This window comes from Streptomyces sp. NPDC051662, assembly GCF_040681655.1.
Classification (GTDB): domain Bacteria; phylum Actinomycetota; class Actinomycetes; order Streptomycetales; family Streptomycetaceae; genus Streptomyces.
This window is the reverse complement of record NZ_JBFAZD010000005.1, coordinates 44158-59502: the sequence shown is the minus strand read 5'-3', so window position 1 is coordinate 59502 and position 15345 is coordinate 44158. Positions and strand designations below refer to the sequence as shown.

The 15345-nt window shown below is 71.2% G+C and carries 13 protein-coding genes; 4 read left to right on the top strand and 9 right to left on the bottom strand.

Annotated features, from left to right (window positions below; all coding sequences use genetic code 11):
* Positions 1 to 6 precede the first annotated feature (6 nt).
* The 5 genes from AB0M67_RS10210 to AB0M67_RS10190 all read right to left on the bottom strand — a co-directional run bounded on the left by AB0M67_RS10210 (position 7) and on the right by AB0M67_RS10190 (position 6634).
* Positions 7 to 1419, bottom strand: coding sequence for an aldehyde dehydrogenase family protein (locus AB0M67_RS10210; protein WP_365744592.1), 1413 nt, complete (start codon positions 1417 to 1419; stop codon positions 7 to 9).
* Positions 1420 to 1511: 92 nt separating this feature from the next.
* A complete protein-coding gene (locus AB0M67_RS10205) occupies positions 1512 to 2858 on the bottom strand; it encodes an ABC transporter ATP-binding protein (RefSeq protein ID WP_365744590.1) in 1347 nt (448 codons plus the stop codon).
* A 116-nt stretch (positions 2859 to 2974) separates the two neighbouring features.
* Complete coding sequence (locus AB0M67_RS10200) at positions 2975 to 4309, bottom strand: MFS transporter (protein ID WP_365744588.1); 1335 nt, start codon at positions 4307 to 4309, stop codon at positions 2975 to 2977.
* Positions 4309 to 5802, bottom strand: a complete 1494-nt coding sequence (locus AB0M67_RS10195; RefSeq protein WP_365744586.1) for a citrate:proton symporter — start codon at positions 5800 to 5802, stop codon at positions 4309 to 4311. The genes AB0M67_RS10200 and AB0M67_RS10195 overlap by 1 nt, the downstream gene beginning before the upstream one ends.
* A 163-nt stretch (positions 5803 to 5965) precedes the next feature.
* Complete coding sequence (locus AB0M67_RS10190; RefSeq protein ID WP_365745151.1) at positions 5966 to 6634, bottom strand: TetR/AcrR family transcriptional regulator; 669 nt, start codon at positions 6632 to 6634, stop codon at positions 5966 to 5968.
* A 198-nt stretch (positions 6635 to 6832) separates the two neighbouring features.
* On the opposite strand from AB0M67_RS10190, the gene hmgA reads away from it, so the two are divergent.
* The 3 genes from hmgA (at position 6833) to AB0M67_RS10175 (ending at position 10302) form a co-directional block, all read left to right on the top strand.
* Positions 6833 to 8164, top strand: a complete 1332-nt coding sequence (gene hmgA, locus AB0M67_RS10185; protein WP_365744584.1) for a homogentisate 1,2-dioxygenase — start codon at positions 6833 to 6835, stop codon at positions 8162 to 8164.
* A gap of 69 nt (positions 8165 to 8233) precedes the next feature.
* Positions 8234 to 8992 carry a GntR family transcriptional regulator gene (locus AB0M67_RS10180; RefSeq protein WP_365744582.1) on the top strand — a complete coding sequence of 253 codons (759 nt, stop codon included), beginning with the start codon at positions 8234 to 8236 and terminating at the stop codon, positions 8990 to 8992.
* A gap of 98 nt (positions 8993 to 9090) precedes the next feature.
* Entirely contained in the window at positions 9091 to 10302 is a 1212-nt protein-coding gene (locus tag AB0M67_RS10175; protein WP_365744580.1) for a type ISP restriction/modification enzyme, read from the top strand.
* Positions 10303 to 10771: 469 nt separating this feature from the next.
* Here the strand turns inward: AB0M67_RS10175 and AB0M67_RS10170 are convergent, their stop codons facing one another.
* Together AB0M67_RS10170 and AB0M67_RS10165 are read right to left on the bottom strand one after the other, a co-directional pair.
* On the bottom strand, positions 10772 to 11035 hold the full coding sequence (locus tag AB0M67_RS10170; RefSeq protein ID WP_365744578.1) for a hypothetical protein: 264 nt from the start codon (positions 11033 to 11035) through the stop codon (positions 10772 to 10774).
* A gap of 308 nt (positions 11036 to 11343) precedes the next feature.
* Entirely contained in the window at positions 11344 to 12153 is an 810-nt protein-coding gene (locus AB0M67_RS10165; RefSeq protein ID WP_365744576.1) for an SGNH/GDSL hydrolase family protein, read from the bottom strand.
* A 385-nt stretch (positions 12154 to 12538) separates the two neighbouring features.
* On the opposite strand from AB0M67_RS10165, the gene AB0M67_RS10160 reads away from it, so the two are divergent.
* Complete coding sequence (locus AB0M67_RS10160) at positions 12539 to 13648, top strand: DUF5925 domain-containing protein (RefSeq protein WP_365744574.1); 1110 nt, start codon at positions 12539 to 12541, stop codon at positions 13646 to 13648.
* Between the two features lie 103 nt (positions 13649 to 13751).
* On the opposite strand, the gene AB0M67_RS10155 is transcribed toward AB0M67_RS10160, so the two are convergent.
* Together AB0M67_RS10155 and AB0M67_RS10150 are read right to left on the bottom strand one after the other, a co-directional pair.
* Positions 13752 to 14126 carry a GntR family transcriptional regulator gene (locus AB0M67_RS10155; protein ID WP_365744572.1) on the bottom strand — a complete coding sequence of 125 codons (375 nt, stop codon included), beginning with the start codon at positions 14124 to 14126 and terminating at the stop codon, positions 13752 to 13754.
* An 87-nt stretch (positions 14127 to 14213) separates the two neighbouring features.
* On the bottom strand, positions 14214 to 15338 hold the full coding sequence (locus AB0M67_RS10150) for a methyltransferase domain-containing protein (protein WP_365744570.1): 1125 nt from the start codon (positions 15336 to 15338) through the stop codon (positions 14214 to 14216).
* Positions 15339 to 15345: the final 7 nt, after the last annotated feature.

Sequence of the window (15345 nt, the reverse complement as noted above, 5' to 3'; positions counted from 1 at the left end):
CCCGGCTCAGAACTGGAGTGACTTGGTCTGAAGGTACTCGGCGAGACCGTGCGCGCCGAGTTCACGGCCCACCCCGGACCGCTTGTAGCCGCCGAACGGCGCGAGCGGGTTGAAGCGGCCCCCGTTGATGTCGACCTGTCCGGTGTCCATCCGGCGGGCGAAGGCGACGGCCTCGGACTCCTCGCGGGCCCAGACCGCGCCCGCGAGGCCGTAGACGGTGCCGTTGGCGATCCGGAGGGCGTCCTCCTCGTCCTCGTACCGCAGAAGGGAGAGGACGGGGCCGAAGATCTCCTCCTGGGCGATGGTCATGCCGGGGGTGACCTCGGCGAAGACGGTCGGGGCGACGTAGTAGCCGGTGGGGTGCGGTGCCTCGGGGCCGCCCGCGACCAGCACGGCGCCCTCCGCCACGCCCCGCTCGATATAGCCGCGGATCCGCGCCCGCTGCTTCTCGTTGACGACCGGGCCGAGCCGGCTCGCGCTGTCGAGCGGGTCGCCCGCGATGTACTTGGCGGCGGCGGCCTTCGCCAGCTCCACCGCCTCGTCGTACTGGTCGGTGTGGACCAGCATGCGGGTCCAGGCGCTGCATGTCTGGCCGGAGTTGGTCATGACATTGGCGACGCCGACAGCGACGGCCCTGGCGAGATCCGCGCTCGGCAGGATCACATTGGCGGACTTGCCGCCCAGTTCGAGGGCGACGCGTTTGACGGCGGCTCCGGCGGTGGCCCCGATCAGCCTGCCGACCTCGGTGGAGCCGGTGAAGGAGACGAGATCGATGTCCTCGTGCTCGGCGAGGGCCTGGCCCGCGACCGGTCCGAGGCCGGTGACCAGATTGAACACCCCGGCGGGCAGGCCCGCTTCATGGACCAGTTCGGCGAAGAGCCGGGCGGTCAGCGGGGTGTCCTCGGCGGGTTTGACGACGATCGCGCACCCCGCCGCCAGGGCCGGGGCGACCTTGGCCACGATCTGGTGCAGCGGATAGTTCCACGGCGTGATCGCGCCGACGACACCCACCGGCTCCAGCAGCACGGTGGAATTGCCGGTCTTCTCCTCGAAGGGGTACGTGGCGGCCAGCTCGGCGAACGTACCGGCGACCGCGATCGGCGTCCCGGCGTGCACCTTCCTGGACAGCGCGAGAGGCGCGCCCAGTTCGGCGGTGACGGTCGCGGCGATCTCGTCCTGACGGGCCGCCATGGCGTCGCGCAGAGCGGTGAGACGGGCGGCTCGCCCGGCGGGCGGGGTGGCGGCCCAGCCGGGAAGCGCCGCACGTGCCGCGCGTACGGCCGCGTCGACGTCCTCCGCCGTACCGGCCGGGACGGTCGCGATGATCCGCTCGTCGGCCGGGTTCACCACGGCGATCGTGTCCGTCCCCGCCGCGGGCCGCCACGCGCCGCCGATGTACATCCCGTCGTATGCCCGCATCGCCATTCCTTCCGGGGGTGCCCGACTTCGCCCGCCACCACCAAACTAGCGGTGCGAGTTTTACGGCGCCAGGGGCCCCGGAGGGGAGGCCGTCACATCTCCACGAGTCCCGGCATGTCCCTCGGCGCGGGGCAGATCCGGCGGCCGTAGTCGTCGAAGACATAGAGGTGGGCGAGATCGACGAGGAGCGGCACCTGCGCGCCCGTGCGCAGCCGCATGTCGGGGCCGGTACGGACGACCAGATCGCTGGCCGAGATGGCGGGGCGCTCCGGGCTGTACGTGGCCGGGCGCGGCGCTTCCGGGTCGTCGAGCGCCACGACCGGGCCGCTGACCCGGCCGATCGTGCGCTCCCTGAGCCGCTCCAGCATGCCGGGGCCGCTCCTGCCGCGCCGCCGGGTGGGCGACTTGGGCCGGGGGGATTCGAGGTCGGCCACGATCGCGGGCAGGGAGCCGATGTTGAGATGCACCAGCGCCTCATGGCCCTGGTACTCCATGTGCTCGACGATGCCGCTCAGCGCCACCTCGCCGGGGCGTGCCTGGCTCGGCGCGGCGATCCGGGCCGCCTCGGAGCGCAGCCCGACGATGATCTGCCTGCCCTGCTGGATACGGAGTAACTGGTGGTCGGAGCTGAGGGGTTCGGGCAGCGGAAGACGTTGTTTGCCGAGGTCGATGGACATCCGTCCGTCCAGTGGCGCGAACACCACGGCCTGGAGCAGATTGATCCGGGGGGTGCCGATGAACGCGGCCACGAACACGTTCTCCGGCAGCGCGTACACCTCGCGCGGCGCGCTCACCTGCTGGAGCACTCCGCCGCGCATCACCGCGACCCGGTCGCCGAGTGACATCGCCTCGGCCTGATCATGTGTCACATAGACGGTGGTGACGCCGAGTTCGGCGGTGAGCTGGGCAATCTCGGCGCGCAGATGGCTGCGCAGCTTCGCGTCGAGATTGGAGAGCGGTTCGTCCATCAGAAAGGTGGAGGGCCGCCGGGAGATGGCCCGGCCCATCGCGACCCGCTGGCGTTCGCCACCGGAGAGCTGGCTCGGATAGCGGTCGAGCACGCTCTCGATACCGAGCATCCGGGCGGTGGCCTCGACCCGTTGGGTGCGGTCCTCGCGCGGATTCTCCAGCAGGAGGGGGAAGCCGATGTTGTCGCGGTTGGTCATGTTCGGGTAGAGCGCGAAGTTCTGGAACACCATCGCCATGTCACGTTCGCGCGGCGGGGCGTCGTTGGAGAGTTCGCCGTCCAGGAGCAGTTCGCCGTCGGTGATGTGCTCCAGCCCGGCGATCATGCGCAGCACGGTCGACTTACCGCACCCCGAGGGGCCGAGGAGCACCACGAACTCGCCTGGTGCGATATCGATCGAGAAGCGGTCGACGGCGCGAGAGGAGCGTCCGTACACCTTGCTGACGCTGTGCAGAGAGATGGCGCGAGTCATGAGTGGTTCCGCCCGGGAAGGAGAAAGGTGGAGCGGGTGGGACGCCTGAAGTTAGCCGACTACGCGCTGTCAGGGAATGACTCGCGCGAAGGTTCGGTGACCTTGCGGGACCTGACTCAGGAGGTGTCGCGTGCCGGGGCCGGGCGGCTGCCCGGCTCTTCGCCGGTGCCCGTGGCCGTGCCGGTGCCGGTACCCGTTCCGGTGCTGGTGTCCGTACCCGTTCCGGTGCCGCTGCCCGGCGCTGGGGCGGCGGGCGTCCCGCCCGACTCGCGCAGGCCGAGTCCGGCCGCGGCCACCAGCAGCGCGCCGAGCATCACGAACGGCGCGGCCGTACCCGCGACTCCCGCGATCAGCCCGGCGGTGGCCGGCGCCGCGACCTGTCCGAGCCGGTTGCCGGTGAGCCGCAGCGCGAGGGCGGTGGAGCGGGCCTCGTCGGGGGCGGCCCGTACGACGGTCGTCATCGACAGCGGCTGGCCGACCCCCAGACAGAAACCGAGCGCCGCGAGCATCAGGGCGAGCCCCCACACCGGTACGGGCAGGGCGATGCCCGCGCACAGCAGGCCGCCGAGCAGACAGGTGACGGTGAGCAGGACCGTACGGCCGAGCCACCGGATCATCGGGGTCATCACCAGCCGGCAGGCGATGGTGGCCGCCGCGCGCAGGCTGAGCAGCAGCCCGATCACGGTGGGCGCGATCCCGCGCTCCTCACCGATGACCGGCAGATAGGCGGTGAGGACATCGGTCGCGGAGAGCACGGCCAGGCTGACGAAGATGCCCGCCGGCACACCCCGGGTCCGCAGGATGCGGTGGACCGGAACCTTGGCGGCGCGGCGCCCGGCGGGGGCGGCGCGGGCCGTACGCGCCTCTATCCGCCACAGCGAGGTGAAGGAGACCGCCGCGGCGGCGGCCGAGACGAGCAGGGCGAGGGCGCTCGTACGGGCCATCTCGCCGCCCTGGCCGGAGACCAGCAGGCCCGCGGCGACCGGTCCCGCCAGCTGACCGAGGGAGGCGCCGATGGTGAAGTGGCCGAAGTTCCGGTCCTGTTCGTCCGGGGCGCTGCGGCGGGCGACGATCGACTGGGCGCCGATGACGAAGCAGAGATGGCCGAGGCCCATCACCCCGCTCCAGGCGGCCAGTTCGGGCAAGGAGCCCGAGGTGCCGCTGAGCGCGCAGCCGGCCGAGATGAGGACCACGCCGGCCACCAGCAGTGGGGCGCACCGTCCGTGGTCGGTCCTGCGGCCGAGCGGTACGGCGACGAAGAGCGGCAGCAGCGCGTAGACCGCCGTGATCACACCGATCGCGCGCTCGTCCGCGCCCACGGACAGTGCCCGGTAGGAGACCGCCGGCCGCGCCATCGACACCGCGCCCTGCGCGAAGCCGAAGGCGATGACCAGACGCAGGAGCCAGCCTCTCCCACCGGGCGCCCCGACCGGGGCCGGGGCGGGGACCATCAGATGATGCCGAAGAGGACTCCGGCGGCGAGCACCACCAGCGAGGTGAGCGCCGCCCACTTGACCGTGAACTTGGTGTGGTCGCCGAACTCGACCTTGGCCATGCCCACGAGGACGTAGACGGCGGGCACGAGCGGGCTCGACATATGGAGCGGCTGGCCGACGAGCGAGGCGCGGGCTATCTCCAGCGGGGAGACGCCATGGGCGGCGCCGGCCTCTGCGAGCACGGGCAGGACTCCGAAGTAGAAACCGTCGTTGGACATGAAGTAGGTGAGCGGCACGCTCAGCACCCCGGTGACGATGGCCATGTGCGGGCCCATGCCGTCCGGAATGGCGCCGACGAGCCAGTCGGCCATGTGCTGGACCATACCGGTGCCGGTGAGGACACCGGTGAAGACGGCGGCGGCGAAGACCATGCCGGAGACGTTCAGGACGTTTTCGGCGTGGGCACCGATCCGGGCCTTCTGGTCGGCCATGTTGGGGTAGTTGACGGTGAGGGCGAGGGCCGCGCCGAGGAGGAAGAGGACCGGGATCGGCATCAATTCCATGATCATCGCGGTGAGCAGGGCGACCGTCAGCCCGGCGTTGAACCAGTAGAGGCGGGGGCGCAGGGTCGCGCGGTGGGGGTCGAGCCCCTGGAAGCCGTCGTCGTCGGACGTCCCGTCGTCGCCGGTGGCGTCCGTACGGCTGCCGTCGCCGGTGCCGGTGCCGTCGCCGGTGCTGTCGCCGGTGCCGGTGCCGCCGATGGCCTTGCCCGTACCGGTGGCGCCGCCCTTGCCGGAGCCCGCGCCGGCGGCCGTCGTGGTCGTACCGCTTCCGGCCTCGATCAGTACGGTCTCGCTCGTGGTCCCGGTCGCCAGCACCTCGTCGAGGGTGAGGACGCCCAGCCGCTTGCGCTCCCGGAGGCCCAGCACATAGGCGAGGAAGAACACCGCGAGCAGTCCGACGCCGAGCGCCGGGATCATCGGGACGAACACATCGCCGGCGTCGACCTTGAGCGCGGTCGCCGCACGGGCCGTAGGACCGCCCCAGGGCAGGGTGTTCATCACGCCGTTCGCGGTGGCGGCGACGCCGGTCATCACGATCCGGCTCATCCCGAGCCGCTTGTAGAGCGGATACATCGCGGAGACGGTGATCATGAAGGTGGTGGAGCCGTCGCCGTCCAGGGAGACGATCGCGGCGAGCACGGCCGTACCGACGACGATCCGCATCGGGTCTGCCTTGCAGAAGCGCAGAATGCCCCGGACGATCGGATCGAAGAGCCCGACGTCGATCATCACGCCGAAGTAGACGATGGCGAACATCAGCATGGCGGCGGTGGGCGCGAGGTCGCCGACGCCCTTGATGACATAGTCACCCAGCTGTCCGCCCTGCCCTACGAGGACGCAGAAGAGTGCTGGGATGAGCACCAGCGCCGCGATCGGCGACATCTTCTTCATCATGATCAGCACCAGGAAGGTGGCGATCATGACGAAGCCGAGGATGGTCAGCATTTAGGAGGCCCCTCACGTTCACCCTTGAACTCCCGCCGGGGGCGGCGGTCCGGATGACGTTAGGACTGGTCTCCAGCCGTTAACAAGATGTTGACACGCGAGCAATACGAGCAAAAGCCCAGGTCACGGCCGGGGTGGTAGGGCGCGGGGGCAAGCGGCGACGTCAGTCGAAGGTCCTGGCGAGATAGGCGCGCAGCAGCTTCCTCGTCTCCCCCACGATCCAGGGATCACCGGCCGGATCCGTACGGAACGCCAGCTGGAGCAGTGCGTCGGCGGCCTCGGTGGCGACCAGGACCGTGCGGTGCAGCGCCGGGTCGGGCGCCCGGCCGAGATGGCCGGCGAGCAGTCCCGCGAGGCGTCTGGCGACCCGGTGGTTGGGGTCGGTCGCCGGGTCGACGGGGATACGGTCGAGGGGCTGGGGCCGGGTGCCGAGCGGGAGTTGGGCCCCGAAGTCCACCAGCGAGAAGCCGGGCACGGTGCGCTTCATCGAGAGGTACTCGTCCAGTACGGCGTCGATGGCGCCCCGCCAGTCGTTCGGGTCGAGCATCGAGAGCCGGTCCGCGATGCCCTCGGTATAGCTGTCGAGATTGCGCCTTCCGAGTGCGTCCGCCATGGCCCGCTTGTTGACGAAGAAGCGATAGACCGAGCCGATGGGAACGCCCGCGCGGGCGGCGACGGCCCGGGTGGACAACTGCTCGTATCCGCCCTCGTCGAGGAGCGCCCCGCAGGCGTCGAGAATCCGGGCCAGCCGCTCCGTGCTGCGCTGCTGCACAGGCACTTTGCGGAGCCCTCCGACCTCGGATTCTTCGTCGGCCTCCGGGTCCTCCCCCACATCGGCGTCGGGGACGGGATCGGGCTCGGGCTCGGGTTCGGCGCCGGCGTGGGGCTCGGCGTCGGGCTGCGTATGCGTACGGTCGCGTGACACGGGATCCATGATGCCGCTCGGCCCCGTTGACGTGGCGCACCACTAATCCTACGGTTGTCCATAGGATTAACCTTCCGGGATTCCTTGATCGAGGAGTGCATGCGGATGACGAACGACATCGAGCGGGCGCGGAAGACGGCCGGGGCGCTGGACCACTCCTCCGGCTTCGGCAATGAACACAGCTCCGAGGCCGTGCCGGGGGCGCTGCCGATCGGCCGCAACGCGCCCCAGCGCGCGCCGCTCGGTCTCTACGCCGAGCAGCTGAGCGGCAGCGCGTTCACCGAGCCCCGCGCGCACAACCGGCGGTCCTGGCTGTACCGGATCCGGCCGTCGGCCGCGCATCCGCCGTTCACCCGTATCGACAACGGCTCGGTCCGTGGCGCCCCGTTCACCGAGACCGTGCCCGACCCCAACCGGCTGCGCTGGGACCCGCTGCCCGAGCCCGCCCCCGGCACCGACTTCCTCGCCGGTCTGTGGACGCTGGGCGGCAATGGCGACGCGGCGCAGCGCACGGGGATGGCGATTCATCTCTACTACGCCAACTCCCCCATGACGGACCGGGTGTTCAGCGACGCGGACGGCGAACTGCTGATCGTTCCCGAACAGGGCGGCCTGCTGATCCGTACGGAGCTGGGTCTGCTCGCGGCCCGGCCGGGCGAGGTGGCGCTGGTACCGCGCGGGATGCGCTTCCGGGTCGAGCCGCTGGACGAGACGGCACGCGGCTATGTGTGCGAGAACTACGGCCGCCCGTTCGTCCTGCCCGACCTCGGGCCGATCGGCGCCAACGGCCTGGCCAACGCGCGTGACTTCCGCGCGCCGGTCGCCGCGTACGAGGACATCGAGCGGCCGACCCAGGTGGTCAACAAGTTCTGCGGCAATCTCTGGGCCGCCACCTATGACCACTCCCCGCTCGATGTGGTGGCCTGGCACGGCAATCATGTGCCGTACGTCTACGATCTGCGCCGCTTCAATGTCATCGGGACCATCAGCTACGACCACCCCGACCCGTCGATCTTCACGGTGCTGACATCACCGTCCGAGACCCCGGGCCTCGCCGGAGTCGACTTCGTCGTCTTCGCGCCGCGCTGGCTGGTCGGCGAGGACACGTTCCGGCCGCCGTACTTCCACCGCAATGTGATGAGCGAGTACATGGGCCTGATCGAGGGCGCCTACGATGCCAAGACGGCGGGCAAGGGGGGCTTCGTCCCCGGCGGCGGCTCGCTGCACAACATGATGTCGGCGCACGGCCCCGACCGGGAGACCTTCGACCGGGCGAGCGCCGCCGAGCTCAGGCCGCAGAAGATCGACGACGGCCTGGCCTTCATGTTCGAGACCCGCTGGCCGGTGACGGCGACCGAGCAGGCGGCGGGCGCCACCCATCTTCAGCGCGGTTACGACAACGTATGGCAGGGTCTGGAGCGCCACTTCAGGCCATGACCCGGAGTTTCGGACACACAGTCGTGGAGGTGCCACCGTTTTGGAGTCGCCACAGTCGGGGAGTCGCCGGTGACCTCCTTCGCCCCGGACTCTCTGATCCTGAACCGCAAGCTTCCGCTCTGGTATCAGGTCTCGCAGTCGCTGCGCGCCTCGATACTGGGCCGCCGGCCGCACGATCCGCTCCGGCTGCCGACCGAGGAACAGCTCGCCTCGCACTACGGCGTCAGTGTGCTGACGATGCGTCAGGCCCTCAAGGAGCTGGAGAAGGAGGGCCTGATCAGCCGGCACCGGCGGCGCGGCACCTTCATAGAACCGGGCGCCCGGCGCGGCGCCCCGCGCCGACTGCTCGGCTCGATCGACGCGATCGTGGCCCAGCAGTCCGGTGAGCTGACCACACTTCTCGGCCATGGCCCGGCCCCGGTGCCCGGCGATCTCGCGGAGTACTTCCCCGGGGCGGACGAGGTGATCACGTACCGCAGGCTGCGCTGCGACGGCGAGAGCGGCGAGCCCGTCAACTGGGCGGAGAACGCGGTCCGTCCGGACATCGCGGCCGGTATCGAGGTGACCGATCTGGAGCGCTGGCCGATGACGAAGGTGCTGCGTGACCTGGTCGGGGTCCGTATCAGCCGGATCACGGACACGGTGGAGGCCCGGCTCGCGGACCCGGTCACGGCCGAGCTGCTGCGGGTGCCGCTGCTGAGCCCGATCCTGCACTACACGGGGGTGACATACGACGAGAGCGGCCGGGTCGCGGATGTGGCGCGGATCCACTACCGGGGGGACCGGTTCTCCTTCTCGGTCACGGTCGAGGCGGACCTCATGGGTTAGTGGCTCTTTCCAGGGGGGCAAACCGCCCCGGCGGCCGGTACATGGTGGCCGATAGCATGCCGTCGAGGGCGCACAGACCGACGGGAGGGACGGTCCGCATGACGGCGACGCGGTCCGGGGCGACGGACGAGAGCCCGCTGCTCAGCGATCTCATGCCATGGTCGACGCCCCCGCTGCGGTTCGGCAGGGAGTGGATCCTCGCCCCCGACCGGCCCTCCCTCACCGCCCGCTGGGACCGGCTCGTACGGGCCGAGGGCGCCGAGCGCGAGGCGCTGTTCGGCCCGACCCGGGCGCGTACGCCGTACAGCGCGGTCGCCGCGCTGCCCGGCCGGGCCACCGGCACCGGGCGGTTCGCGCGGGAGTCGGGGCGCTGTCCCGAGCCGGTACGGGTGCTCCACGGACCGTTCGACGAGCAGTGGCTGATCCCCGACCACCGGCTGATCGACGCGGCACGCCCCGAGCTGTGGCGGGTCGCCGACGACCATCAGATCTTCGCCGTGGAGCAGGGGTTCGTCCCCCAGGCCGCCGGGCCCGCGCTGCTGGTCGGCGCGGTGCTCCCGGACGGCCGTTCCCCGGCCGGGCGGCCGGGCAGGATCCGGCCGCTCTACCGCCGCCCCGGCGGCGTGGAGCCCAATCTGGCCCCCGGGCTGACCGCCCTGCTGGCCGCGCGGTACGGCCATGAGGTCACCGCCGAGGAACTGCTCGCCTGGGCCCTGGCGGTCGCCGTGGGCACCCCGGCCGGCTGCGCCGTGCCGCTGACCGCCGATCCCGCCGTCTGGGCCTCCGGGGTCGAGCTGGGGCGCCGGCTGACGCGGATCCAGCTGCGCGGGGCGCACGGCGGTGAGCGGCCCCGGCTGCCCGGTGGCCGCCGTCCCTATGTGCGGGCCGCCGTTCCGGCCGGGCCCGAGGCGATCGAGTACGACCCGGGGGACGAGGTGCTCCGGCTCGGCTCGGGCCGAATCTCCCCCGTACCGGCCGGGGCCTGGGAGTTCACGGTGGGCGGCGTACGGACGCTGGAGCTGTGGTTCGAGCGCCGTACGGCCCGCCCCGAGCCGGGGACGCTGGCGGCGATCCGCCCGTCCGAGTGGCCGCGGGAGTGGACCTCGGAGCTGCTTGAGCTGATCACGGTCCTGGCACTCCTGGCGGAACTCCGGCCGCTCCAGGCCCGATTGCGCCGGGACGGCCCCGAGATCGGTACGGCGGAGCTGCGCGCCGCGGGCGTTCTGCCGGTCCCGGCGGCGGCCCGGCGGCCGGCCTCCGTGCTGGACCATCACGAGGAGGGGCCGGAAGGCCAGTTCGCGCTGATCTGACGAGGGCGGCATCGTGACGGGGAGGTTCCAGGCGCGCTCGGCGCCCTCGGACTGCTACCGCTCTTCCGGTTCGCGAATCCGGTTCCGCGGCTCCGGTTCGCGGCGCGGCTGACCGGGTCGGCACGTAACTCGGCCCGCTCATCCGAAATGAGGAAGTGGCCGGTCAGCTCGGCGCGGTGACATTCATCCCGGCGCGTCCGGGCGGCCGGCCCGGACCGGTGTCGGGGAGTGGATCACCGGTCGGGGCCGCCGCTTGAGGAGAGGTCACGCACCGGGCGTACGCTCCGGCACACCACCGCGGGCCGTTGGGGATGACGGACGAGTGGAGTGCGGCGCTGCGCCGGGCGGCGTGATCACCCGAGCACGTTCGGGAACGCGCGGCCGGGCTCGGGCAGTTGGGAACGCGGAAACTCCGTGAGGCGGTCACGCGCTCACGGTGCGGCGCGCCAACGCCGTGGAGCCGTGAGGATCAGCGGCGGCTGCCGAACAGCGAGCGGCGCAGCCGCCGCAGCGGCGCGAAGAGCGAGACGCGCGCGCTCTTGCTTCCGTGTGTCTCCGAGCTGTCACGCGAGGTCAGCTCCTGCATCAGCAGCGTCGCCTCGGCCGTCTCCCGCTGGGGCACGGCGGGACCGCCGAGCACCGAGAGATGGCGGTCGAGGCGCGAACTGGACGCGCTGCTCCCGCATGTGATCGCAGGGACTCGCGCCCTGCTGTGCACCGTTATCTGTTTCATTTCACTCCCCACCCGTACGAGGGCACCCGGCCCGGGCAGGTTAACCCTATCGCCCCACCCGGACACCCGTGTATACCGCCTTTGCGATTGACCACACCCGTACGGGTAGTGACCACCACTGCCCGATCCATCTTATTTCAGGGCGAGTTGGACACTTCGCCGCATCCCGGCCCGCGCGTGCGGCGGGGCCGGTTCCGGGTCCCACCGGACCCCGGTCACCGGCCCCGCCATCGTCACGACGTCAGATCGCCACGACTCGGATCGCCACGGCCGTCGTGCCCGTCAGGCCGTCAGCTTCGTCGGGCCCGTCAGGCCGCCGAGCGGAAGGCCGGCAGATAGCCGCCCGACTGACCGGCGGCGGTGGGGTGGTACGACTCGCCGATGTTGAGCCAGTTCACGCTGTGCAGCCACGCCGAGCCGGAGCAGATCTCATGCCCGGTGAAGGCCCCGGCGACATCGGCGAAGGTGAAGCCGTAATCGGCCGCCCGCTTGGCGGTCGCCGCGTTGAGATAGTCGGAGGCGCCGTTGATCGCGGCCCGCTCCGCCTCGCTCAGCCCCGTGGCGCAGGTGCCGTTGAGCTGGTAGAAGCGCGGATAGCCGAGGACGACCACCCGGGCCGACGGCGCCTTCGATCTGATCGCCGTGTACACCGAGTTGAGGTTTCCCGGCAGGGTGCTGTCGACGAAGGCGCGCGCCTGCGCGACCCGGCTGAGGCAGGTCGCCTCCGACTGGAGCACACAGGTGGTCATCACATCGGCGAAGCCGGCGTCGTTTCCGCCGATGCTGATGCTGATGAGATCGGTTCCGGAGTTGACCGGGCCGAGCTGACCGGCGGTCACATCACCCGTACGAGCGCCGGAACAAGCGGTGAACGCGAACGAGGCGGGTGCGTTCGCCGCCGCCCAGAGGGCGGGATACGCCTTGGGGGTGCGTTTGCAGCTGCCGCTCGCGCTGTCGTAGCTGCCGGATCCGACGCCCGAGGAGTACGAGTCGCCGAGCGCCACATAGTCGACGGCCGCTGCCGAGTCCGCGGCCTGGGCCGTGGCGGCTCCGGTGAGAGCCAGCACGGCGCCCAGAAGGAGCGAGGACGAGAAGGCTGTGATGCGGGACAGTTTCATAAGACCTCTCCTAGCAGGATTGCTGCCTCAACTTTGTTACCAGGCAGTTCAGTTCGCTGGAAGTGTTCATGCCAAGAACATTCTCAGAGGCTTCCCATCCGGAGCGGCGAAAGCACACACTTTGCCCTTGTTCGAATAGAACCGATCGGGGAGGTTACGAATGTGACTGGCGATGTACGCCGGAGGGCTCACGGATCGTCAACGGCGGTGGTACGGACGACATGACGACCGGTCGGTCATTCATCACAAGGTGCCGGCGGTCCGCACGCGCCTCGGCTGCTTCCGTACGCGCACCTACGCCGAGGGACTGGTGCGCCACGCCCTAGCTGCCGCCACAGGGCAAAACACCGTGCATCGGCCGCCCCGGTGCCGGATCATGGGCGACATGTCTGCCAAGCCTCAGGACGCCCTGCCGATCCGGCTCAACGTCGACGACAGCGACTCGCCCTCGGATGTGGTCGACGCGCTGTTCCTCGGCCGCTTCGCCACGGGCGAGCAGCCGTACTCCCACAGCTCCACGATCGACCGGGTCAGAACGGGTGTGACCCTGCTGCCACCGGACGCGACCGTGCTGCGCTCCGCCCGCGACGACGACCGCAGCGCGACGCTCGCCGAGGGCGCCGGCTGGACGCTGCTGGTGTCGCGCTGGAACCGCGGCGCCGATGTCACGGTGACGGCGGTCAGCTCCGAACTGGCCGAGAAGATCCACCACCAGGTGACGGACGGCGCGCAGGACGAGCCTGAGCCGCAGCCCGAGAACGTGACCATGGGCTTCTGGTACGTCTCGCCGCGCCGCGGCCCGCACCGCACCACCCGGCAGATCGCGGCGGGTACGTGGGACGAGGTGAGGCCCAATTACACCGCGCCGGTCGCCGACGCGATGGACCGGCTGATGAAGGTGACCCCGGACGACATCGCGGGCCGGCTGCTTCTGCTGCACGGCCCGCCGGGCACCGGCAAGACCTCCGCGCTGCGCACGCTGGCCCGTTCCTGGCGCGACTGGTGCCAGGTGGACTGTGTGCTCGACCCGGAGCGGCTCTTCAACGACGTCGGCTATCTGATGGACATCGCGATCGGCGAGGACGACGGCTCGGCCAAGGGCCGCTGGCGGCTGCTGCTCCTGGAGGACTGCGACGAACTGATCCGCGGTGAGGCCAAGCACACGGCGGGCCAGGCGCTGTCGCGGCTGCTGAACCTCACCGACGGTCTGCTCGGCCAGGGGAGGAACGTCCTGGTGGGCGTGACGACGAACGAGGATCTGGAGCGGCTGCATCCGGCCGTGGTCCGGCCGGGCCGCTGTCTGGCCAGGATCGAGGTCGGCTCGCTGACCCGTCCGGAGGCGCTGTCCTGGCTGAGCGGGGAGGACGGCGACTGGGAGACGGCGGTCGGCCGCGAGGGGGCGACGCTGGCGGAGCTGTACGCGCTGCGCCGGGGCACCGGCCCCGCGTCGGTCCCGGCCCAGCACGCGGGCGAGGACGCGGGCCTCTATCTCTGATACGTCCGGATACCGCTGACGCTCCGATACCTCCGACGCCTCGATACCTCCGACGCCCGCGTCCCGCGCCCGCTGTCCGGCGCTCGGCCCGTGCCGCCTCCGGTCACTTGGCGTAGACGGCCCGTACGGCTTCCTCCACCGCGGCGAGCGCGGCGGCCCGGCCGAGCCCCAGTCGCTGGGCGCGCTCCGCGTAGGCCCGTGCCGCCGCCGCGGTCTCACGCTCGGCGGCCTCCCCCGCGGCGGCGACGAACGTACCGTTTCTGCCACGGGTCTCGATCACCCCGTCGGTCTCCAGCGCGCGATATGCCTTGGCGACGGTGTTGGCGGCCAGCCCCAGTTCCTCCGCGAGCCCCCGTACGGTCGGGAGTCTGTACCCGACCGGCAGCGTGCCGGACCGTGCCTTCGCGGAGATTTGGGCACGCAGTTGTTCATACGGTGCGGTCGTGGCGGCCGGGTCGATCACGATCTTCAAGGTCACGGACCGATTCTCCCCCACGACGCACCACCACCGGGCGGTACACGACAGGGGTGGCCGGAACGCGACGGGAGGCGTGATCGATGGTTCCTACCTCCCGTCGGCGGGGGTGGGGGTGGCGGTGGGGGTGAGGGTGGCGGGCAGGATGACCGACCGGTCGGGGGTGCCCGGGGTGTGGGCGACCGGATCGCCGTCCTCGTGCCAGTGGATGACGAAGCGTTCGCCGGCGCGGTAGGCGTCGAGGCCCGCGCGGCAGTAGGCGACCAGATCGTCGGGGAGCGCCGACAGCGGATGCCAGGAGAGGCCGGAACACTTCTCCGGCTCGCGGTTGTACGGCTCGCCCCCCGCGCCGTACCCGGCTTCGAAGAACCAGCCGATCCGGGGCTGTCCTGCCGGTCCCCGGTGCTGCATGACCAGCGCGACACGCAGATCGGCGGGGGTCAGCTCGACGCCGATCTCCTCGTACGCCTCACGGATCATGGCCGTACGGACGTCCTCGCCCCGCTCGACATGTCCTGAGGGGCCGTTGAGCAGGCCGTCCCCGTATCCCGTGCCGGAGCGGCGGGCGAGCAGGACCTCGTCGCCCCTGCGCAGGATCAGATGGACGTCGACCACTTCGGTATGGCGCCGGGTCGGGGCCGACCGGGCGATCAGCGCGTATCGCTCGTCGTCGACGGGGCGGCCCCACAGGGCGGGATCCGCCGAGAGCCGCTCGTGGTGGACCCGTTCGGTGAGCGGGGCCAGGGCGGCGGTGAGCCGGGCGGCGGGCAGGCCCGTACCGGACCAGACCCCCTCGATCAGTACCAGCCGGCCGCCCGGTCGCAGCAGCGACGCCCAGTGCCGCAGGGTCTCTTCGGGATCGGGCAGCGCCCACAGCACATGGCGGGCCAGGACCACATCGAATGTCCGCTCCCCCACCGGCGGCCGCCCCGCGTCACCGACCAGCACCTCCGCGTCCGTACCCGCCAGCTTGGATCTGGCCAGACCGACCATGCGGGGTGAGAGATCGACGGCCGTCACCTGATGGCCCTGCTCGGCGGCGAGCAGGGCCAGACTGCCCGTACCGCACCCGAGGTCGAGCACACGGGAGGGCGCCCCGGGCAGCCAGCCGCCCAGCCGGGCGGCCCAGGCGGCGCGGACGGCGGGGTCGAGCAGCCCGTGATCGGGCTCCTGGTCGAAGGAGTCGGCGAGGGAATCCCAGTCGATCGTGGTCATGCGCCGA

Bases quoted from the DNA above. Each gene is read 5' to 3' on its own strand.
- AB0M67_RS10210 (WP_365744592.1), bottom strand. From the start codon at position 1,419: ATGCGGGCATACGACGGGATGTACATCGGCGGCGCGTGGCGGCCCGCG.
- AB0M67_RS10205 (WP_365744590.1), bottom strand. From the start codon at position 2,858: ATGACTCGCGCCATCTCTCTGCACAGCGTCAGCAAGGTGTACGGACGC.
- AB0M67_RS10200 (WP_365744588.1), bottom strand. From the start codon at position 4,309: ATGGTCCCCGCCCCGGCCCCGGTCGGGGCGCCCGGTGGGAGAGGCTGG.
- AB0M67_RS10195 (WP_365744586.1), bottom strand. From the start codon at position 5,802: ATGCTGACCATCCTCGGCTTCGTCATGATCGCCACCTTCCTGGTGCTG.
- hmgA (WP_365744584.1), top strand. From the start codon at position 6,833: ATGACGAACGACATCGAGCGGGCGCGGAAGACGGCCGGGGCGCTGGAC.
- AB0M67_RS10175 (WP_365744580.1), top strand. From the start codon at position 9,091: ATGACGGCGACGCGGTCCGGGGCGACGGACGAGAGCCCGCTGCTCAGC.
- AB0M67_RS10170 (WP_365744578.1), bottom strand. From the start codon at position 11,035: ATGAAACAGATAACGGTGCACAGCAGGGCGCGAGTCCCTGCGATCACA.
- AB0M67_RS10165 (WP_365744576.1), bottom strand. From the start codon at position 12,153: ATGAAACTGTCCCGCATCACAGCCTTCTCGTCCTCGCTCCTTCTGGGC.
- AB0M67_RS10160 (WP_365744574.1), top strand. From the start codon at position 12,539: ATGTCTGCCAAGCCTCAGGACGCCCTGCCGATCCGGCTCAACGTCGAC.
- AB0M67_RS10150 (WP_365744570.1), bottom strand. From the start codon at position 15,338: ATGACCACGATCGACTGGGATTCCCTCGCCGACTCCTTCGACCAGGAG.